This is a genomic window from Adhaeribacter arboris (assembly GCF_003023845.1).
Taxonomy (GTDB): Bacteria; Bacteroidota; Bacteroidia; order Cytophagales; family Hymenobacteraceae; genus Adhaeribacter; species Adhaeribacter arboris.
Genome location: NZ_PYFT01000001.1, coordinates 1,361,036 through 1,382,759, shown reverse-complemented (window position 1 = coordinate 1,382,759; position 21,724 = coordinate 1,361,036). Strand labels below are relative to the sequence as shown.

The 21,724-nt window shown below is 42.4% G+C and carries 11 protein-coding genes and 1 pseudogene; 7 read left to right on the top strand and 5 right to left on the bottom strand.

Annotated features, from left to right (window positions below; all coding sequences use genetic code 11):
- Positions 1–12 precede the first annotated feature (12 nt).
- Positions 13–2,244, bottom strand: a complete 2,232-nt coding sequence (locus AHMF7605_RS05800; protein ID WP_106927332.1) for a tetratricopeptide repeat protein — start codon at positions 2,242–2,244, stop codon at positions 13–15.
- A 918-nt stretch (positions 2,245–3,162) separates the two neighbouring features.
- Here AHMF7605_RS05800 and AHMF7605_RS05790 point away from each other — a divergent pair.
- From AHMF7605_RS05790 to AHMF7605_RS05780, 3 genes are all read left to right on the top strand, one after another.
- Positions 3,163–5,091, top strand: a complete 1,929-nt coding sequence (locus AHMF7605_RS05790; protein ID WP_106933360.1) for a PrkA family serine protein kinase — start codon at positions 3,163–3,165, stop codon at positions 5,089–5,091.
- Positions 5,092–5,242: 151 nt separating this feature from the next.
- Positions 5,243–6,511 carry a YeaH/YhbH family protein gene (locus AHMF7605_RS05785; RefSeq protein WP_106927328.1) on the top strand — a complete coding sequence of 423 codons (1,269 nt, stop codon included), beginning with the start codon at positions 5,243–5,245 and terminating at the stop codon, positions 6,509–6,511.
- Between the two features lie 20 nt (positions 6,512–6,531).
- Entirely contained in the window at positions 6,532–8,043 is a 1,512-nt protein-coding gene (locus tag AHMF7605_RS05780) for a SpoVR family protein (protein ID WP_106927326.1), read from the top strand.
- 81 nt (positions 8,044–8,124) lie between these two features.
- On the opposite strand, the pseudogene AHMF7605_RS31085 reads toward AHMF7605_RS05780, so the two are convergent.
- Together AHMF7605_RS31085 and AHMF7605_RS05775 are read right to left on the bottom strand one after the other, a co-directional pair.
- Positions 8,125–8,258, bottom strand: a pseudogene (locus AHMF7605_RS31085) (two-component sensor histidine kinase); the annotation flags it as partial.
- Positions 8,259–8,475: 217 nt separating this feature from the next.
- Positions 8,476–10,155 (bottom strand): hypothetical protein, encoded by a 1,680-nt coding sequence (locus AHMF7605_RS05775; RefSeq protein WP_106927324.1) that lies wholly within the window; start codon positions 10,153–10,155, stop codon positions 8,476–8,478.
- 215 nt (positions 10,156–10,370) lie between these two features.
- Here AHMF7605_RS05775 and AHMF7605_RS05770 point away from each other — a divergent pair, with 215 nt between their 5' ends.
- Together AHMF7605_RS05770 and AHMF7605_RS05765 are read left to right on the top strand one after the other, a co-directional pair.
- The gene (locus tag AHMF7605_RS05770) at positions 10,371–13,529 is read left to right on the top strand and encodes a CHAT domain-containing protein (RefSeq protein ID WP_106927322.1); all 3,159 of its coding nucleotides are present in this window, start codon (positions 10,371–10,373) and stop codon (positions 13,527–13,529) included.
- A gap of 96 nt (positions 13,530–13,625) precedes the next feature.
- On the top strand, positions 13,626–14,138 hold the full coding sequence (locus AHMF7605_RS05765; protein WP_106927320.1) for a DUF3667 domain-containing protein: 513 nt from the start codon (positions 13,626–13,628) through the stop codon (positions 14,136–14,138).
- A 521-nt stretch (positions 14,139–14,659) separates the two neighbouring features.
- Here AHMF7605_RS05765 and AHMF7605_RS05760 read toward each other — a convergent pair.
- Together AHMF7605_RS05760 and AHMF7605_RS05755 are read right to left on the bottom strand one after the other, a co-directional pair.
- On the bottom strand, positions 14,660–15,331 hold the full coding sequence (locus AHMF7605_RS05760) for a hypothetical protein (protein WP_106927319.1): 672 nt from the start codon (positions 15,329–15,331) through the stop codon (positions 14,660–14,662).
- A 10-nt stretch (positions 15,332–15,341) separates the two neighbouring features.
- Positions 15,342–15,893: an RNA polymerase sigma factor gene (locus AHMF7605_RS05755; protein WP_106927317.1), complete on the bottom strand. Its 552-nt coding sequence runs from the start codon at positions 15,891–15,893 to the stop codon at positions 15,342–15,344.
- 456 nt (positions 15,894–16,349) lie between these two features.
- Between AHMF7605_RS05755 and AHMF7605_RS05750 the strand changes: the two genes are divergently transcribed.
- Positions 16,350–17,195, top strand: a complete 846-nt coding sequence (locus AHMF7605_RS05750) for a class I SAM-dependent methyltransferase (protein ID WP_106927316.1) — start codon at positions 16,350–16,352, stop codon at positions 17,193–17,195.
- Between the two features lie 382 nt (positions 17,196–17,577).
- Positions 17,578–21,681, top strand: coding sequence for a M6 family metalloprotease domain-containing protein (locus tag AHMF7605_RS05745; RefSeq protein WP_106927314.1), 4,104 nt, complete (start codon positions 17,578–17,580; stop codon positions 21,679–21,681).
- Positions 21,682–21,724: the final 43 nt, after the last annotated feature.

The window sequence follows — 21,724 nt, the reverse complement described above, 5'->3', positions numbered from 1 at the left end:
AAATACCTTAACTTAGAATTCTTTGTTCTTTAATGGCAAACGGATAATAAATTCGGTATATATGTCTTCTTTCGATTGCATTTCCAGTTCCCCCCCGTGCCCTTTGGTAATAATATCATAACTCAGCGACAAGCCTAATCCCGTACCTTGCCCGGTGGGTTTGGTGGTAAAGAAAGGTTGAAAGATTTTGCTTTGCACATTTTCCGGTATACCCATGCCATTGTCGCGGACCCTAATTTGGATACTGCCGTCTAGTTGGCGGGTAGTTACTTTTACTTCGGGCTCGTACTGGCCGTTAAGCCGGGCTTTTTTCTGTTGGGTCGCGTAGAAGGCATTGTTAAACAGGTTGAGTAACACGCGGCCGAGTTCCTGCGGCGCCACTTCTATTTTACCTAAGCTTTTATCCAAATCAGTAACTAAGGTGGTATTAAAATCCTTATTTTTGGCGCGCAAGCCATGGTAGGCCAAACGCAGGTATTCCTCGGTTAAAGCATTAATAGGAGTAAGTTGTTTTTCGCCGGTGCTGGTACGGGAGTGTTGCAGCATGCCTTTTACAATGTTATCGGCCCGCTTACCGTGCTGATTTATTTTTTGTTCGTTTTCTTCAATATTAGCGGCTATTTCTTTGATTTCCTTTAAGTTTCCTTTATCCGCTTCTTCTTTTAGCTCGGTAATTAATTCGGTATTTATCTCCGAAAAATTATTGATAAAATTTAAAGGGTTTTGAATTTCGTGGGCAATACCGGCCGTTAACTCACCGAGCGAAGCCATTTTTTCGCGTTGGATGAGTTGCGCTTGGGTGCGTTCGAGTTTAGATAAGGTTTTCTGGATTTCTTCTTTTTGAAGTTGCAGTTGCGCGTTTGCCTTTTGCTTATTGCGGTAGGCCCTAAAAGCCACCATAGCCAAAATTAAAGTTAAGACAAATATAATAAGTACCGCTAACAGCCGGGCTTGGGTAATGGCATCTTTGTTTTTTTGTTCGATCCGCTGGGCTTCTTGCTTTTTATTAAACTCATAATTCATGCTGAGTTCCGTGGTTTTGCGGATATTATCCCGGGTAAGGATGGAATCGGCAATTTGCTTGGACGTTTTATAAAAAGATAAAGCTTTCTCATAATAGCCCGTTTTTTCGTAACAATGCGATAAAGTAGTATACGTAACTCCCACATCTTCTCCATAAAAATCGGTTTTTTCTAATACCGCCAAGCCTTTTTCCAGGAAAGGAATAGCGGCTTTATATTGCTGTTGCTGTTTTAAAATGGAACCCATAATAGAATAAGCCTGGTATCGATTATAGGTCTGACCGGAAGAATCGGCCATGGTGATGGCTTGTTTGGCTAGGGTGAGCGCTTCTGTGAATTTTTGCATTTTGGCAAGTGATTTAGCCGCTTTTGCCAAACTGACGGATCTAATTCCGTTATCGCCCATTTCTTTGCCCAGATTAGCTGCTTGCAAAGCATACGTATAAGCTTGTTGGGGTTGCTGCATTTCCAAGTAAAGTTCGGCCAGGTTAGTATAGCCGTATAATTCCACATTTTTCAAGTTCTCCTTTTTAGCAAGCCGGATAGCTTCCAGAATAAATCTTCGGGCTCTAATGGTATCTCCCGTATTAATATAGGCTGAGCCCATATTTAAATCTGTTTTAGCCTGAGCAACAGTGTCTTTTTTCTCTTTAGCGAGGTCTAATGATTTCTGGTAAAATTCTAAGGCTTTTAAATAATTCCCCTTCATTTGGTAGCCAATGGCAAGATTGCTATAGTAAGCGTTTAACCTTTCTTTGTATTTATTTCGTTCGGCCACAGCAATGGCTTTTTCTAAGTAGGTAATAGAGGTATCATACTTACTTTGCATGCCATACATCATCCCGTAAACAGAATAGGTATCACAAAAACCCAAAGAGTCTTTTAAAGAGAGAAATATTTTTTTGGATAAAAGCAGGTTCTGTGCCGCTAAGGGATAGGTGCCTTTCATGCAATAATTGCTGGCCAGTTGTAATCTGGCGGTAGCTTCCCCTTTCTGGTAATGGATGTTTATGGCTTCTTTAACAGTTTGTTTGCTTAAGGCAATAGCAGAGTCGATATCGATTCTGCTGATAATAGAAATTTTTTTGTTCTTTAAATTAATTCGGGCGGTATCCGTAGAAGCTTGGCTGATAAGTTTATTTAAACTATCGAGCTTGGCCGTTTGAGTAAAGGCGGTACCTCCAAATATTAAAATAATAAAGACCGTTAGAAGAAGTTTCATGCGAGTATGGTTCTTTTAAATTTTTGTTTCTGGTAAACGGAACGGCTCACGCAGCCAACTCATTCTCTTCGGTTACCGATCTCCGTACGCTACAAGGCCTTTGGTAAAAAATAAAAGGGCAAGGCTGCTCCTGAATCTGAATTAGTTCCGGCTTAACCGGCTTAAGTAAGTCTAGAAATAAAATTTGAAAACTTTACTTCTAACATTTTGCGGGAAACTATTATCCGAAAATCTAATTATTACGGAGCGGTAAACACAAAAGGCACTTAATCAATTAAATAGTATGGCCGGGTTTTAATCGACCGGGTACTTATTCACGCAATAAATGGGCACAACCAGGTAAAAGAAAGAGCGGATCAACGCCAGCTCCAAATTAGATAGGATAATAAGGTAAAGTTTCTGAAATACTATTAATTTAAGGTTAATATACAGGTAATAAGTAGTAAAATCAAGTAAGTAGACTATTGTTAGAAAGCAAATTAGGTATTGGCTATTGCTTTTTACAGTAGAATAATACATTGGATGAATTCCCCTTCCCGATTTTTACTTTTATTTCTTTTCCAGCCCTTTAAGGGTACTAGCATAATGGAAGGATAAACTTAAACCAGTACCTTGTCCGGATTGTTTAGTGGTACCGAAGGGCTGGAAGAGGTATGCCGGATAGTTTAATTATGAATGATATGTTAAATGCAAAACTAAAAGCGTTATAAATATAACTATCAACATATTACCTATTACAGATATTTTTAGTAAATTAAATGACGGCAGTTATTTTATACCGAAACCTTTAAATACAACTAAAATCAGGTTATCTACTTGCGTTGCCGTAAGCGACACTTGCGAAATAATAATTTGATCAGCTGTTAATTTGTCTAGGGTATAAAATAATTCTGATAAGTTGAATTAATGATTACCATTATGAACATTTTAGAAAAAATTAAGACTAATTACAGTGCCTCAATGAATGAAATGACAGTTGCGGCCTATTTAGAGGAGTGTAAGAAGGACCCGAAAGCTTATGCCAAACCAGCAGAAAGAATCTTGGATGCCATCGGCGAACCGGAAATTTTGGATACCCGCCAGGACCCGGTGCTGAGCCGAATATTCTCTAACAAAAAAATTAAAATTTATCCCGCCTTTAAAGACTTTTATGGTATGGAGAGTACCATTGAGCAAATTGTTGCGTACTTCCGGCACTCGGCCCAAGGGTTGGAAGAAAAAAAACAAATCTTGTACCTGATGGGCCCGGTTGGCGGGGGTAAAAGTTCTTTAGCCGAAAAGCTGAAGCATTTAATGCAGCAGTTTCCCATTTACGCGCTGAAAGCGGGTGACCAAATAAGCCCGGTATTTGAGAGTCCGCTGGGTTTGTTTGCCGATTATACCGCGGAACTGGAAGAAGAATATCGTATTCCGGCGCGTTATATTCCCAGTTGCATGAGCCCCTGGGCTTCTAAAAGGCTGCGGGAGTTTGACGGGGATATAAACCGGTTTAAAGTAATTAGATTGTATCCTTCCATTCAGGATCAAATTGCGATCTCTAAAACCGAGCCCGGTGATGAAAATAACCAGGATATCTCCACGCTGGTTGGTAAAGTAGATATTCGGAAACTGGCGGATTACCAGCAAAGTGATCCGGATGCTTATTCCTACACGGGTGGCCTCTGTTTGGCTAACCAGGGATTACTGGAATTTGTGGAGATGTTTAAAGCGCCGATAAAAGTGCTTAACCCTTTGTTAACGGCTACCCAGGAGAAAAACTACAAAGGCACGGAACCAATCGGGGCTATTCCTTTCGACGGCATTATTCTGGCGCACTCCAACGAGTCGGAATGGGCCAAATTCCTGAACGACAAAAAGAACGAGGCCTTCCTGGACAGAATTTATAAAGTACAGGTACCTTATTGTTTGCGCGTGAGCGAGGAAATCAAGATTTATGAGAAACTTATCCGGGAAAGCTCCCTCCGGAATGCGCCTTGTGCCCCTAAAACTATTGAATTATTGGCTGAATTTTCGGTGCTGTCGCGGCTGAAAGAACCGGAAAATTCTTCTATCTACTCTAAAATGCGGGTGTATAACGGGGAAACCTTACGGGAAACCGACCCGAACGCCAAGTCGATACAAGAATACCGCGACGATGCCGGGATAAATGAAGGAATGCAAGGTATTTCCACCCGGTTTGCCTTTAAAATATTATCGAAGGTATTCAACTTTGATAGTGAAGAAATTGCGGCCAACCCGGTGCATTTACTTTATGTGCTGGAGCAGGAAGTAATTAAAATGATGCTGCCACCCGAAACCGAATCCAAGTATTTGCACCTGATAAAATCGTTACTGGCCAGCAAGTACGCCGAATTTATCTCCGACGAAATTCAAAAAGCCTACATCGAATCGTATAGTTCCTACGGTCAGAACATCTTTGAGAAGTATGTTATCTATGCCGATCACTGGATGCAGAATAACGATTACCGGGATCCGGACTCCGGGGAGATGCTCGACCGGAAAATTCTGAATGATGAACTGGAGAAAATAGAAAAACCAGCGGGTATTGCCAACCCAAAAGATTTCCGGGCTGAAGTAACGAATTTCTTCTTGCGTTACAGGGCCAATAATGGTGGTAAAAGCCCACGGTGGGATTCTTACGAAAAAATTAAAAACGTAATTGAGAAAAGAATCTTCACCAATACCGAAGACTTGTTACCGGTGGTTTCTTTTACGGTTAAAACCAACGAAGAAGATGAGAAGAAGCATAAAGATTTTACCAGAAGAATGAAGGAGCGCGGCTACACCGACAAACAAATCCGGATACTGGTAGATTGGTTTATGCGGGTAAGAAAAACGCTAGCGTAGGTTTAATGAGTGAATGAATGAATTTTGAATGACTGAATGGGTCATCAACTCAATTTGTGGTAAGGTGAACTTGCTGCGAGTAAAGTGTATTAAAAGAAATTCATCCATTTACTCATTTAAAATTCACTCATTCAGAAATTCAAAATCATCCATGAGCCATATAATTGATAGAAGAAAAAACGATAAGGGAAAGTCTACGGGTAACCGGCAGAAATTCCTGAAAAGGGTGGAAGGCCAGATCAGAAAGGCTATTCCGGATATAATTAGCCAGGAAAGCATCAAAGACAGCCATACGGGGGGCAATGTGAAGGTACCCGTGCGTGGTTTGGATGAGCCCAGCTTTCAACATGATCCCAAAACCGGCAAAAAGCAAATCGTAAGGCCAGGCAACGACCGGTTTAACGAAGGCGACCGGATACCTAAACCCAAGGAGGGCGAGGGCGGTATGGGTAGGCAAAAAGGGTCCAACAATCCGGAAGTAACGGAAGATGAGTTTACCGTGGTTTTATCGCGGGAAGAATTTTTGAAATATTTTTTTGATGACCTGGCGCTCCCCAACCTGGTAAAGAAATTAATGGCGAGCACCGAAACCTTTGAAATGAAACGAGCGGGTTATACCCGCGATAGTGTCCCTTCCCGTTTAAACATAAAAAGTACTTTTCAGCAATCGCTTGGCCGGCGATTGGCTTTAAAAGGCTTTTTAGATAAAAAACTAAAGAACCTGGAGGAGCAATTAGCTAACAGTACCCATCCCAATGAGATAGCTGCTTTAAAAGAAGAAATAGAGAAAGTAAAACGTCAGGCTACCACTGTTCCTTTTTTCGAAGATATTGACATGAAGTTTAATAATTTCGAACGAGTAGTGATTCCGGTTACTTCGGCGGTTATGTTTTGTATCATGGATGTTTCGGGTTCCATGGGCTTTCACGAAAAAGACATTTCTAAAAGATTCTTCACGCTCTTATATATCTTTCTTACTAGGCTGTATAAAAACGTAGAGCTAGTATTTATCCGCCACCATACCGAAGCCAAAGAGGTAAACGAAGAGGAGTTTTTCAACTCCCGAGAAAGCGGGGGAACGGTTGTAGCTCCTTCCCTAAAATTAATGCACCAGATTATTCGCACAAGGTACGATGAAAGCTGGAACGTGTATTGTTGCCAGGCATCGGACGGGGACGTATGGTCGAAGCAGGACGCTATGGAGTGTAAAAACCTGGTGCAGGAAACTATTTTACCGGCTATTCAATACATGGCCTACATCGAAATAAACAATAGAACGAAACAAAGCGATCTGTGGCAAGCCTACAACCAGATCAGCAACGATGAAAATTTTGCCATAAGACACATTAACGAAGTATTTGACATTTGGCCGGTATTTCAGGGGCTTTTCCGGAAAAGAAACGGCGTAAAAGCAGGTTAGAGTTGGGTAAAAATTAAGTAATGATGGATAAAGAAAAATACCGGGCGATGTTCTGTAATCCTAACTGGGATTACGCCACCCTGGAAGCGGCAGATGAAATTACCAGTAGGATAGGGAAGGAGTACCTGAAACTAAAAACGTATCCGAACCAAATTGAGATTGTAACCTCGGAGCAAATGCTGGATGCGTATGCCTTAACCGGTTTACCCACCTCTTACCCGCACTGGAAATTCGGCAAAGATTTCGTTCTGAATCAAAATAATTATACCAAGGGCCGCATGGGGCTTTCCTATGAAATGGTGATCAATTCCAACCCCTGCATCAGTTATAATATGGAGAACAACTCCACTTGTATGATGCTGCTGGTGATTGCCCATGCCTGCCAGGGCCACAATGCGTTTTTCCGGAATAACTATTTATTCCGGGAATGGACTTCGGCGGGTACCATCGTGGATTATATGGTTTTTGCCCGGGATTTTATTTTAAAATGCGAAGAAGAATTCGGCGAAGAAGAAGTAGAAAATGTTTTGGATGCCTGCCATGCCCTGATGAACCAGGGAGTAGACAATTACAAAAAGCCCTTCCGGTTATCGTCGGTAGAAGAAAACGAAAGGCTGAAAAAACTGATAGCCATAAAAAGAGAAAACTTTAACGAACTCTGGAAAACCCTGCCTACGGGTCTAAAATTACCGGAGGCAACTTCCGGAGAGGACCAAAAGTTTCCGAAAGAGCCGGAAGAAAATATTCTGTATTTCATTGAAAAGTTTGCGCCCGCTTTGCCCGCCTGGAAAAGAGAAATTATCCGGATAGGGAGAAAAGTAGCCCAATATTTTTACCCCCAGGGAGCCACCAAAGTAATGAACGAGGGTTTTGCCACTTTTACCCATTACCACATTATCAATAAGCTTTTTGAGGAAGGATACGTAAACGATGGCTTTATGCTGGAATTTTTAAAAAGCCACAGCGGTGTTTTATACCAACCGGAATACAACAGTAAATATTATTCCGGCCTGAACCCGTACACCCTAGGTTTTAACATTTTTATGGATATTAAGCGGATTTGTCTAAGCCCCACCAAAGAAGATAAACAATGGTTTCCGGATCTGATTGGCAAAGATTGGCTGGAGCAGGTGCATTATGTAATGGAAAATTTCCGGGACGACAGTTTTATTTTACAATACCTGTCTCCTAAAGTTATCCGGAATATGAAACTATTTACCATCGTGGATAATGAACAGGAGAATGAATACGAGATAGGAGCAATCCACAACGAGCGGGGCTACAAAAAAATCCGGGAACAACTGAGTAACCAATACGACCGTTCTTCCTATGTTCCGAACATCCAGGTTACCAAAGTAGATCAGCATCAAACCAGTAAATTATACCTGACCCATACAATTCAAAAAGACCGCAAACTCGATATTGAAAGCACCCAGGAAACCCTGGAACATATTCGGTATTTATGGGGATTTCCGGTGGAACTTCACTCGAAAAACAAGCTGGGAATAAATGAAAATACGTTTGAGGCGTAGTAAGTTGTTGTAAGAGGAAAATAAAAGGAGTAACCTATAGTTGTTTATAAACTTTAAGTAGGAACTTACAATGGTAACAAAAATTGTAAATTCGGAATATTCTCCATCTCTCGTTTCCACCTTTAATTCTCGCCATTTCCTTTGGTAATAATATCGTAGCTCAACGACAAGCCTAAGCCAGTGCCTTGGCCGGTGGGTTTGGTAGTAAAGAAAGGTTATAGTATTCTCTGTTTTACATTATTTTCTTACCGTTTCCGCCTACTTTAATTTTTTAAGGTTAGTTGTGCCGACAATCAGATATCCTTTTAAGTCTGGAAAGAATATCTTTTTAATTTAATCTGTATTTGAAATTTTCGTTTACTTACATTATGAAACTTTATAAAATTACCTGATTACCCATCTTTTTTTATTTGAAAAGTAAAAGAACAGCTACTACATGGATTTGGCGTAAATGAACCAGTTTACTACTTGTTTATTCGGCCCTAATTCAAAACCCAATTTCTGGTTTTGGTATAGCCAATATTCGCCTAAAGTGGCCGGGTAAGTATAGGTGGGCGGTCCGTATTGCTGCATTAATGCGGCAGCAGCGCTGCCGGATCGAATGCCCTTATTCGTTTTTCCAGCGTAATTTTTTGGCGTGTACCGGACTAAATACCGGCAGTCAGAAGTTTGTACCCCCAAGAATAACTTGTCGTGTTCTGTTTTCCATTGTAAGAGTAAATACGGTTTTTCGCTTATTTTTAGCGTTGCAGTAGGATTTGGTAAAGCAACACTGGCTATTTCGCCGTTAATTTGCTCAGCTTTACCAGCTTTATTTTTGTTTGGGAGCGGAGCAGATTCTTCCTGGTCAAACCAATTCCGGATCCATTCCGCTAAATTGGCCCTTAACGGTTCCTGCAGCTTCGTATATAAATTTAAATTGTATAAAGCCATGTACGCTTGCTTTTGCCGGGCCAACTCAAAATCCTGCCGGGCTTTATCGGGTTGTTTGTCTTGGTAATACGCAATCGCCCGGATAGTATAGGCATTTCCCGTTAGTTTGGCGGGTTCTAGCTCATTAATTACCCCAATAGCGGCTGCCTGGTTTCCCTGAAGCGAATAAATACAAGCTAAATTAATGTAAGCCGGCAAATAACCCGGATCAATCTCCCGCGATTTTTCGGAGTAGCGCCGGGCTTCATTTAATAATCGTCCTAATTGTTTGGCTTTAAACGGATCGGGGGCTGCCCGATGAAGGGCCGTTAATCGGCTGCGGGCATCTAATTCTACGGGGTAGGTAAATCCGGGTGGCTCCGTGGCTTGGTACAATACCAAAGCTTGCTGCAGCTTTGCGGCGGCAAGATTATTTAATATTTCCCGGCTGGGAAAGCGGTTAAGTAAGTAATCAAAACAGGTAGCCGCGTAGTCAAACTCCTGCAGCAAATACATAAATTGACCGGCTTTAAAAATGGCTACCATTTGGCCGGCCTCCGTTTGCTTTTTCCGGTAAATCGCTTTTCGTTCTTCCTTGCTGGGATAACCTTGCAACTGATCGGCTAAACGAAAGCGCTGGTACAATACATCTATAATCTGCGGAAATACCCGTCCGGTAGAAAATCCGGCCAGTTCGCCGTAGAAACAGCCGTAAAAATCTGCCTCCGATTCAAATCGTTCAATATCCTTCTTAGAAGTTGACGGGCTAGCTTTACCAATGCCGAAAGTGTAATACCAATCGTGTTTTTCGTAATGATGCGCCAATTCATGGCTGAGCAATACGGCCAAGGCATGAAGCGAATCTTTACCCAAGCCGCGGCATAAATCATACAGTTCTTCGCTTAACTGAATAACCGGGCGATTGCCCGGTTGATATTGCGCAATAATTTTTGGCAGGTTGGATTTACTCGCTCTGATTTCCAGTTGCGGTTGCGGCCGGCTGTTCGCAAAAACGTAAGTTAAGCGGTCGAATACCTGGCGCGTTACCACGTATTTCGGGGAGGTTTCGGGCAGCAGGTTTTGCGCGTAACCCATGCTGCTAGGGCTAAAAAAAAGTAAATAAAGGCTACTTAAGCCTACTTTCCCCCAAAAATTAGAAAGCAGCTGTAACAAGTAACCTGGGTTATTTAAAGCCTTCATGGTTCGTTCTTCTTATACTTTATTCAACCATTATTAGTAGCTGTTTTTGCATTAGGTTAGCCGCTTATAGGCAAAAAAATAAAGAATAATTTCAAATCCGCCTTACATTTCGTAATTTCCCTGATAATTCGAATTTAAAAATAAATCCTTAAAATTCATCCGCTTCAATGAAATAACCCGCACCGGAACCCTTTCCTGATAAGTAAACAAGGCCCATGAAAATTCTGCTCTTTTTTGCATTGGTATTTTTTAGTTGGGGTAACCACTGGGTGCTAGCCCAGAAGCAAGCATTTGGGGCGGATACTACTTTGGCGCGGCAATGGTACCAACAGGCGCTCACTTTAAAGCAAAAAGGCAGTGCCGATAGTGCGCAAATACTCTTGGAAAAGGCAGCTGCAATTTACCAGAAAAATAAACTTTGGCGCCAACAAATAAACTGCTCCAATGAAATTACCCGCGTTCTTTTAATGCAGGGTAAATACGAAGTTGCTTTGCAAAATGCTTTGGTCGCCTTGCACGAAAGTAAAATTAAACTAAAAAAAGCCAATCTCGTTGTTGCCGACGCTCTGCATGTAATGGGTATTGTGCATTATTACCGCGGTAATTACGACCAGGCCATGCAATTTTACCAGCAAGCCTTACAACTTAAACTTGCTTTGCTGGGCGATACCCACCCGAATCTTTCTTCTTCTTATAATAATATCGGCATTATTTACTACCGGAAAGGAGATTACGAACAGGCATTAGAGTATTATCAGAAGGACTTGCAGGTTTGCCTGAAAAAAAACGGAGATAACCGCGTGAGTATTGGAGCTTCCTACGGGAATATCGGCAACGTGTATTTCGATAAAGGAGATTACGAGCAGGCCCTTACTTACACGCAACTAGCCCTAAAGTTTAAACAAGAAGCGCTCGGAGAGTTTCACCCTGATTTAGCCAATACCTACAATAGCCTGGGTAATATTTATTCTTCTAAAGGTGAGCTAGATAAGGCTTTGGAATACAATTTTAAAGCCTTGCACCTCTGGTTACCGGCATTCGGTGAGGCGCACCCCAATGTAGCGGCCGCTTACAATAATATCGGAACCATTTACGAGGAAAAAGGCGAATACGAAAAAGCGGCCGAATATTATCAGAAAAATTTGCAAATTCTCCTGCAATCTTTCGACGAAAATCATCCGGATTTAGCCAGCGTTTACCATAATTTGGGTACGGTATATACCAAACAGAAAAATTTTGAACTAGCCTTACAAAACCTGCAAAAAGCCTGGCAAATCCGGCGAAAGTCCTTAGGAGAAGTGCACGACGATGTAGCGGAGTCGTACTTTGGCATTGGTAATGTATATTTTACGCAAGGCGATTACGATAAAGCCCTGGAATATTATCAAACTAATTTGCAGATTCTGCTTCAATCCATCGGACAAAAAAGCCCTAACCTGGCGGCGGCTTATAATGCGCTCGGGGCCGCTTACCTGGGTAAAAGTAGTTATACTGCTGCCCTGCGGTATTATCAAAAAGCGATGGTGGCGAATGTGGTTACTTTTCAGGATACTTTACTTACCTCTAATCCTACCCTGGCCCATCAAGCCTCAATTTATCTGGACGGAAATTATTTACTCTCTTCGCTGCAAGCAAAAGGGATTATTCTGGAGATGCAATTTGCCCAATCGCATGCCCTGCCGGATTTACAACAGGCTTACCGGATTTACTGCTCCGCGGATACCTTAATGGCCCGGATTCAGCAAGCTTACACGAGAGAAAATGACAAAGTAGCTTTTACCCATAGAACCCGGCAAGTTTACCAGGCCGCCTTAGGGGTATCTATGCAACTACACCGCGTTACCCAGGAACCGGATTACCTGAATAAAGCTTTTTACTTTGCCGAAAGAGGAAAGGCTATCGTATTGAGCGCTACGCTAGCCGAGGCAAAAGCGAAAACTTTTGCCGGGATTGCCGATTCCCTGCTACTAAAAGACCAACAACTTCGCACCCAAATTGCAGATTATTCCCAGCAAGTGGCGCAAGAATTGGTGCAAGCGGATAGCGCCGGAAGTAACAATAAATTGCAGAAATACCAAACTTTATTATTTACGGCGCATCGCCAGCAAGAAAATTTAATTAGCAAGCTCGAAAAAAAATATCCGCAGTATTATAATCTCAAATACCGGCCAAATACCATTGACTTTACTCAAATTCAAAAACTACTGGACGATAAAACAGCCATGCTGGAGTACGTAGTGGGCGATACACTCTTGCAAATATTTACGCTAACCCGCCAGTCTTTTAAGGTACAGTCTTTAACTATTGACAGCACTTTTCGCCGGAAAATAGCTGCTTTTCGCCACGCTATTCTTAGCCAGGATGCGGCTTTGTACCAGCAAACAGCTTTTTCTTTGTCTAAAATATTACTGCCTTCTCTCTTACCTAAATCTATTCAGCAGTTACTCATTATTCCCGATGGCGAACTCACAACGTTACCTTTTGAAGCCTTACTAACGCAAAACCATAAAAAACGGGCTAACTCTTACTTAATGCATCAATATACCATTAGCTACGCGTACTCTGCCCGCTTGCTTTTTGAAAGATTAACGCAACCCGACGAAAATTCCGGAAAACAGCTCCTGGCCTTAGCGCCGGTTTTTGCCGATTCAGGTACAAACGCAATGGTAGACACGAATTATTCCTTATTGGTGCAAAATTCAGATAGTACGGTAAGAAAATCAATTGTTAGTAGCGTTCGTAAAAACCAAGCAGAAAGCAATCCAAATGATATTACCAGGGGTTGGTTACGGAACGGGCAGTACGTTTCACCTTTGCTGGCTTCTATACGCGAAGTAGAATCAATTGCCTTAAGGTTTCAGCAGCGGGGAAATACGGCGAAAGTATATTTGTATAACCAAGCCCGCGAAGAACAGCTCAAATCCGGGGAAGTAGAAAATTACAATTATTTGCATTTAGCCACCCACGGTTTTGTGAATGAAAGCTATCCGGAATTATCCGGGTTATTATTGGCCCAGGACAGTACGGCCCAGGAAGACGGAATCTTGTATATGGGTGAAATCTATAATCTTCGATTAAAGGCGGAGTTGGTTACTTTATCGGCTTGCGAAACAGGTTTGGGAAAATTGGCCAGCGGAGAAGGAATAATTGGTCTAACCCGCGCTTTTTTGTACGCGGGGGCACGTAATATGGTGGTTTCTTTCTGGAAAGTTCCCGATGAATCAACGGCGGAATTAATGGAAAACTTCTATGCCGCTTTACTTTCCGGAAAAGACAAAGCCCAGGCTTTACAAATCGCCAAACGGAAAATGGCGAAGCAGCGGAAGTATCATCCTCCTTTTTACTGGGCACCTTTTGTTTTAGTTGGCAAATAGTTAGCTAAATTACAAATAATTTATAACCACCTCTTGATTATAATAGTTAGCGGCAAAATCTAAGAGAAGGAAAGTAGATAAACAAAAATAAAAAGCATGGCCACTATTTGCAAAAATTGCAACAATCATTTCGAAGGCAACTTTTGTAACCATTGTGGACAAGCAGCTGCTACCCATAAGCTGAACCTGCATTTTATCTGGCATGATTTACAACATGGGCTTTTTCATTTCGACAACGGCATTTTCTACTCTATCAAGCAACTTGTAACTAGGCCCGGCCATACTATCCGGGAATTTATTGAAGGGAAAAGAGTCCGGCATTTTAAACCCTTATCGCTGGTGGTAGTTCTGGCAACCTTGTATGGCTTGCATTATCACTATTTTATTAAGGATATTTTTAACGTTCAACCCTTACATGCCGAAGAGAATATAGTAAGTGCTTATGAAAAGTTAATCAAATGGACTATCGACCATTTTGCTTACGCTTCCTTGGTATTAATCCTAAGTTATACCATTGCCTCCTATCTAGTGTTTAAAAAAATGCGCTTTAATTTTGTGGAGCATTTAGTATTAAATACTTTCTATATGGGTTTAGATACTGGTGATTAGTTTCTTGTTCTTTCCGGTGCTTTATACCTATCAGAATAGTGGTGGTGATAATATGAAATACTATGCACTTATCGCGCAGGCTTTGCAATTTATTTTAATGTATTGGTGTTATTCCCAATTTTTCAATCGCTTATCCAAGCTTAAATCTTTAAAGCTTATACCCTCACTTATTTGTTTATGATTGGTATCAACCTAATTTTCGGGTATGTGGTTGGTTGGATTATTAGTATTATTTAATAAAAATAAAACTTCAGGAATATAAATATATTGTTGTTAACACCAGGTATACATAGGCCTGACGGTGCTACCGGCTGGGCCATCACTAAACAACGTGTGTAAAAAATTATATTTCTTACCTGTTAGTGCGAGCTAGGTCTCGTAGCGCTATATTTCAGAAGCGAAAAGTAATGCGAGTAATTAACGCGCACCAGCTAAGAGCTTTGCTTTACTAAAATCCCTGTGCATTTTTCTTTTCCTCAGCTCAAATAACCTACTGCCAACGAACAACCAGCAACTAACAACTATTGCTTAAGGGCTTGTTTCGGGCGGTAACGCTGTAAGGGGTAAGAAAGGGAATCAATCAATAGAGTATATTGCTCTTTAGATTGGTTATATTGCAAGGTAAGCTGTTTAGCCGCGAAATTACCGTATAAACGTAAGGTGTCATCGAACCGATAAGCAGGAGAGGATGCTTGATACAGCAAAATAGTAGTGTTGGAATCAGTATTAGTGCCCGAAAAACCAATGGCCGGATCTTGCCCGATTATTTGATACTTGATATTCAAGTGTTGGGGCTGGCTAGATAATTCCGGCGTTTTAACCTGAGCCACAGTAGGAGTTTTTTCGGAGGGGTGGTAAGCAAAATAAAATACCGCCGTTGCAGCCAAAAGCAAAAGTATGGAAGCGGCAACAGCGTAAAAATTAAAAGAGGAGGTATTTTTTTCTTGTTTATTATTTTCTCCTTTGTTAAAGCCAAGCTGGCGGTGCAGGCTTTTTAAATCCTGGCGCAGGTCTTCCCGGCCAATTACATGAGCCTGATCTACAATGGAGCGTTGCACGGTTACTTCCTGCCGGAAAGTATTATCGCGGTGCAAACGATAAATAAACTTTTCTAACTCCTCGCCTTGTAGTTCTCCCAATAAATACCGTTCAATCCATTCGGTATGTAAAGGTCTTTCGTTTCCGGGTAGCATTTTTTGTGTTTTATAAAGATAAATGAAGAAATTTCTTTTTTAAGCGTTCCACACAGCGAAACTTTTGTTGTTTGGCAACATTCGCATTAGAATAGTTCAAGTCTGCGGCTAATTGCTCTAAACTTAATTTATGGTAATAAAATCCTACAATCACGGAGCGGCAAGGTTCCCCTAAACTCTCAATGGCTTGTTTTAAAGCAGCCTCCTCCACGTAAGGAGTGTCCATTGCCGGTTCTTCCATCGGAATTTGTTGTAACTGTTCCTCCACGTCGGTAATAGGTACTTGCTTTTTCAGCTTGCTCAACCATTTATTGCGGCAAATGGCGTATAAATACGTTTTAAGGGAGGAATTCATAGAAAAATTACCTTTTTTTACCTGCTCATACAGGATAATAACTCCTTCCTGGTATAAATCTTCCGCCTCTTCTGGACTACCATTGTTCAACCGCACAAAATTGGCAATCATGGGCCAGTAAGTGCTATAGATAAACTCGAGCGCCTGCCGGCTTCCTATTTGAAGCCCTTGGATTAATACTTCGTCGGATTGGTGTGTTATCTTCAAATCTTATTTAGAATTATAATAATGTTTAATAAGATTAACCTGTATTTAATTATTAGTAAGCGGTAGGGCAAAAGGTTAACATCTACGCTTAAAAAAATATGCCACCCGCGCAAAAATCCTTTAGAACTCTTGTCTTAAGCACCAGGACTGATTTTTACGTAAAATTTTTTTGTTATGGCTGTTAACCTTTTTAAAAGCAGGCTACTAACCTGTAAACCGGCCAAAAAGTACTATTCCGGAAACGCAGCAAAGTACTCCCCTATAAGCATTTACATAAATAGGTCGGGGAAACAAACTAAATACCTTTACTGATTTACGGTTGATTTAAAACAATAAAGTTAATGAATCTAAGGACTTCTAAAACAGTATTTTATTCCTTTTAAATGCAGCATCCATCTTGTCGAAAACCAAACAATTAAAAATAAAACCATTTAACCATTAATCAATTAAAAAACCATGCAATTAGAATTAGAACAAATCCGCGATCAACAAAAAGCAACCTGGAACAAATTTTCGCCGGGCTGGCGCAAATGGGACGATTTTACCATGAACTGGTTAAAACCCTTGGGCGAAGAAATTATTCATGCCTTGCAATTAAAGCCTACCGATAACGTGTTGGATGTAGCCGGCGGAACCGGCGAACCGGGACTAACCATTGCCAGCATCGTAAAAAACGGACAAGTAGTAATTACTGACCTGGCCGAGGGAATGCTGGAAGTAGCCCGCGACCATGCGTCTAAAAAAGGAATGACGAACATTCAAACGCAAGTTTGTGATGCCAGCGAATTGCCTTTTGAAGATGAAACCTTTGATGCAATAAGTTGCCGGTTAGGATTTATGTATTTCCCGGATATGTTGCAAGCCGCTAAAGAAATGGCCCGGGTATTAAAGCCCGGCGGCAGAATAGCTACTGCCATTTGGGGAACACCGGATAAAAATTTCTGGGGCACGGCCACCATGGGTGTTATTAACAAAAATATGCAGCTCCCTGCTCCTCCTCCCGGATCTCCGGGTCTGTTCCGATGTAGCGCTCCCGGTTTTATAACTAACTTGTTTGAACAAGCCGGATTAAAAAATATCACGGAAACGGAAGTAAGAGGCAAATTGCCTTGCGGTAACAACGATACTTACTGGAATTTTACCAACGATGTAGTAGCCCCGGTGGTAGCGGCGTTAAGTAAAGCCGACGCCGCCACCATAGATAAAATTAAGCAGGAAGTTTTTAGAGTAGTAGACGAGAAATGCCCCGATCAAAAAGCGGCTTTGGACTATGGAGCCGTAATTATTTCCGGCAGAAAATAAAAGTTTTAATTACCGTTGCTACATCACACTATTTTAAAATCACTTGCTGGTAGCTTTAAAGCAGAGTTATTTTGTTTATACCGCATTTGGCTAAGTTTCATTTATCCAACTTTTAATAGCTCCTGTAGGCATAATATCCTAAATCTAGAGTATCACTCCATTTAAACCGGAAAGTGCCGCAAGCTTATTAAAGCTTAATTTTCCACTCACTAATTCTTGCTTTTACCCTGGTTTTTTAAACTAAAAACCAGGGTAAGGCTTTCTGCTGCCCAATTTTTCTAAGAATAGTTTTATTGCTAAGATAAAGCGGTGATTGACCGCTGCTTCTTACCTCCAAAACAAACTAAATACCTTTTTGAACAATCCATTTTAAAACCCACCTATGAAAATTAAAATTTCTACTATTTGGCTGTTTTTAATTCTGCTGCGGATACCGGTATCGGCTCAGCAAATTTCTAACTGCCAGGCTTCACCGTATCCTATTACCGTGAAACAAGCCGATGGCTCCTCCCTGACGATTATTGGCAAAGGTAATTTGTTAAATTCCTGGACCGAGACGGTAGACGGGTATACGCTCGTTCATAAAAACGGCAACTACGAATATGCTAATAAAGTAAAAGGCAAACTGGTGCCTACGGGCATAGTGGCCAGAAATGCCGGCGATCGAAAACCTGCCGATGCTGCCTTTCTGCAAAAAGTGGTGAAATCTATTAAACCCGATGCTCCGGCTAAAGCCAATACACCGGCCTTTTTTGAATCCAAACAAACAATATCCGGACCGCAAAAAGCGGGCTTTCCGGTAACAGGTCAAAGAAAAGCCCTTCTTATTCTAATTCAATATCCAGACCTCCCCAACACCTACAACCATTTCTTTTTCGAAAACCTGATGAACCATCCCCAATTCAAGGGTATTGGTAGTTTCCGGGATTTTTATTACAGTAGTTCCGTAGGAAGTTTGCTGGTAGACACCGACGTAGTGGGATGGTATACTGCTGGCCATAATTACGAGTATTATGGCCGCCAAAATGGTGACCAACGAGCCACTGCCCTAATAAGGGAAGCCGTAGATGCCGCCCAGTTAGCAGGAGTAGATTTTTCTAAATACGATAATGACAAAGATGGTAACGTGGACGGAATTATGGTGGCTCATGCCGGCCCGGGCGCAGAAGAAGGTTCCCAATTACAATATATCTGGTCGCACCGGTGGGTATTATCGGCGGGAAACAATCAGGTAAAGTATGATGGTGTATGGATTGACGATTATATAATTAATCCGGAAAGAAGAATTTATACCAATGATATTGTAGGCCGGGGAATATTCTGCCACGAATTTGGCCATCTCCTCGGGTTACCCGATTTATACGATATAGATGGTAGTTCGGAAGGTTTAGGAGAATGGTCGTTAATGGCGGGTGCCGCCTGGCTAGGCGACGAGCATACTCCCGGAAATTTTTGTGCCTGGTCGAGAACAACGCTCGGGTGGATGACACCTTGGGAAATTAGCCGGCCGGGCAACTACTCTTTGTATTTTGGCAGCATAGGTTATAAGATTCCTACTGCTTTACCCAACGAATATTTTTTAATAGAAAACCGCCAAAAATTAAACTTGGATGTTGGACTAAGAGGCAGTGGCCTGGCCATTTACCATGTTAACTCTAACTTATCCGGCCAGTCAGGTAATGCCAACGAAAACATGAAAATGGTGGATTTAGAAGAAGCAGATGGCCGGAATGATTTAGACAACAGGATTAATCGGGGTGATGCGGGCGATCTTTTTCCCGGTTCGGGTAATAAAACCGCGTTTAACGATGCTACTTATCCCAATTCCAGAACGTATACCAACGCCAGCACGGGTATTAATATTCATGGTATTTCCGTGTTCGAACCCGGCTCTCCTTCTCAATACAAAGCATTATTTACCGTCGGCGACGTTCTGTCTTCGGGCGGCTATGATTTTCCGCTTTCTTATCCCTATTGCAGCACTAACGATTATATCAATAATTTCAGCCTGAATACTTTGGTAAATAACTCTTCCGGTTGCAACGGTTTAGCTAACAACTACATCAATCACGAACCAACTGGTAGTAAAACCACCCAGGTTCACCGGGGCCAAACCTATACCATTAGTTTGCAATCCGGACCCAGACCCCAGGGCTTTGGTGTCTGGATTGATTATAATGAAAATAAGGTTTTTGATGACCCGGAGGAATTTGTCTACAGCTCGGCCGTAGCCGGAACCGGAGTATTCACCGGAACCATAACTATTCCTCAGAATATATCTACGGGTATAAAACGACTGCGGGTAAGGAGCGTTTATGATTATGTTCCTACGGCTTTAGAAGCTAATAAAATTTTTGCTGCCAGCGGGGAAACCGAAGACTACACAATTGAAATTGATTACTGTGTACCGGTATATGCCCACTCTTGCTCTTCCGGCGATTATATTGATGATTTTAGTTTTAACACTCTGGTGCACGAGAACCACGGCTGTTATGATTACCCAAGAAATTACTCCAATTTAACTCCTTTCTTCTACACCACTTCCGTAAACCTGGGCCAGAGTTATCCCATCAGCCTGCAATCCGGCCCGAAAGCCCAAAATTTCGGTGTATGGATAGATTATAACAACGACCAGGATTTCGATGATGCCGGAGAATTTGTGTACCGTTCGCCTGCCTCCGGAACGGGAGTGTTTAAGGGAACAATTACCATTCCGGTCAATATTTCTCCCGGTCAGAAACGCTTGCGGGTAAGAAGTCGGAATGGGGCTGTTATGACAAAGGAGCAATCGTGCTACCCATTTGAGTATGGCGAAACGCAAGATTATACGATTACCATTAAGGATGGCGAAGTATCCCTTACTAAGTGGAACAAGCGGTTTGGCGGCTCTGGCGCCGATGTCTTTTCCCGGATGATCCGGACGGCGGATTTCGGCTACTTACTAGCGGGTCATTCTTCTTCGCCCACCAGCGGGGATAAAAGTCAGGGCACTCAAGGGCGCAAGGATTTCTGGCTGGTGAAAACGGATGGGGATGGCAACAAACTTTGGGATAAACGCTATGGCGGCCAGGAAGATGATTTTTTGAACGCTCTCATTGCTACCAACGATGGCGGCTACTTACTCGGCGGCAATTCTTTGTCGGGTAAATCCGGCGACAAATCGCAAGCTTCCCGCGGCGGCAAGGACTACTGGGTAGTAAAAATAAATGCTAATGGGGTAAAACAGTGGGATAAACGCTTTGGTGGCACCGGGGAGGATGACTTACGGGCCTTGGTACAATTGCCTAGTGGAGACTATATGCTGGCGGGTTATTCGGCCTCCGGCACCAGTGGCGATAAAACCGAAGCCTCCAGAGGAGGAAGCGATTACTGGGTAGTGAAAATTAATAGCGCGGGTACTAAACTTTGGGACAAACGGTTTGGGGGCTCCGGCGAAGATTGGTTAGAAGCTACTCTGCTGAATACCGATGGTAGCATGTTACTAGGCGGACGCTCGGCTTCCGGCCAAAATGGCGATAAATCGCAAGCTTCGCGGGGTGGAAGAGACTACTGGTTGGTGAAGATAAACGCCAACGGCGTAAAACAATGGGACAAACGCTATGGCGGCAGCGGGGATGATGATCTGCAAGCTTTAACCCGTACTTCGGAGGGCAACTACTTGTTAGGGGGTACCTCGGCCTCGGCCGCAAACGGCGATAAATCCCAAGGCAGTCGGGGCGAGAACGACTTCTGGATAATTACAATTAATAACAGTGGCGCCAAATTGTGGGATAAACGCTTCGGGGGCAGCGCGTCGGATGAGTTGCAAACGCTTATTGCCACTGCCGATGGCGGTTACCTGTTAGGCGGAAGGTCAGATTCGGGCATCAATGGGGATAAAACGCAAAGTAGCCGAGGTGATTATGATTTTTGGATGGTGAAAACCACCAGTACCGGTACCAAGCAATGGGATCAGCGCTTTGGCGGCAATGCCGAGGAAGACTTACGTACCCTACTGGAAGAAGACATACGAAGCGGACTACCAAACGTTTATGGCAATTATGTGTTAGCCGGCCGTTCCAAATCCGGAGTCTCGGGTGAAAAGACCCAACCCTCCCAAGGACTCGTAGATTATTGGTTGGTTAAAGTGTCATCCTTCGGGGCAGCCATTGTGCCTACTACCACAGCCAGTATCCAGGAGGAGCCAAAACAAGACTTGTTGATCAAGCAGGCGCCAGAGAAAGAAGTATTCCGGTTAGAAACTTTTCCCAATCCCTTCTCAAATAAACTTACCATTCGCTTTCATCCACTCAAAACCGAATCTGTTACCGTGAAGGTTTACAACAGCCAAGGGGTTGAGGTAAAAGTTTTGTGGAAAGGCCAGGTGGAAGCGGGTAAAAAGATGGAATTAATCTGGCCGGTTACTTCCGAAAAAGCCGATTTGTATGTGGTGAGACTCGTTTCGCCGAGCACAACAGCCTACCAAAAAGTTATCCTGAGAAAATAATAAAGAGGGCTCTACGGAAGATGGTGGGAGAGCAATTAAGGCT

Excerpts from the sequence above, each read along its gene's own strand:
- AHMF7605_RS05800 (WP_106927332.1), bottom strand. The coding sequence starts at position 2,244 with ATGAAACTTCTTCTAACGGTCTTTATTATTTTAATATTTGGAGGTACC.
- AHMF7605_RS05790 (WP_106933360.1), top strand. The coding sequence starts at position 3,163 with ATGAACATTTTAGAAAAAATTAAGACTAATTACAGTGCCTCAATGAAT.
- AHMF7605_RS05785 (WP_106927328.1), top strand. The coding sequence starts at position 5,243 with ATGAGCCATATAATTGATAGAAGAAAAAACGATAAGGGAAAGTCTACG.
- AHMF7605_RS05780 (WP_106927326.1), top strand. The coding sequence starts at position 6,532 with ATGATGGATAAAGAAAAATACCGGGCGATGTTCTGTAATCCTAACTGG.
- AHMF7605_RS05775 (WP_106927324.1), bottom strand. The coding sequence starts at position 10,155 with ATGAAGGCTTTAAATAACCCAGGTTACTTGTTACAGCTGCTTTCTAAT.
- AHMF7605_RS05770 (WP_106927322.1), top strand. The coding sequence starts at position 10,371 with ATGAAAATTCTGCTCTTTTTTGCATTGGTATTTTTTAGTTGGGGTAAC.
- AHMF7605_RS05765 (WP_106927320.1), top strand. The coding sequence starts at position 13,626 with ATGGCCACTATTTGCAAAAATTGCAACAATCATTTCGAAGGCAACTTT.
- AHMF7605_RS05760 (WP_106927319.1), bottom strand. The coding sequence starts at position 15,331 with ATGCTACCCGGAAACGAAAGACCTTTACATACCGAATGGATTGAACGG.
- AHMF7605_RS05750 (WP_106927316.1), top strand. The coding sequence starts at position 16,350 with ATGCAATTAGAATTAGAACAAATCCGCGATCAACAAAAAGCAACCTGG.
- AHMF7605_RS05745 (WP_106927314.1), top strand. The coding sequence starts at position 17,578 with ATGAAAATTAAAATTTCTACTATTTGGCTGTTTTTAATTCTGCTGCGG.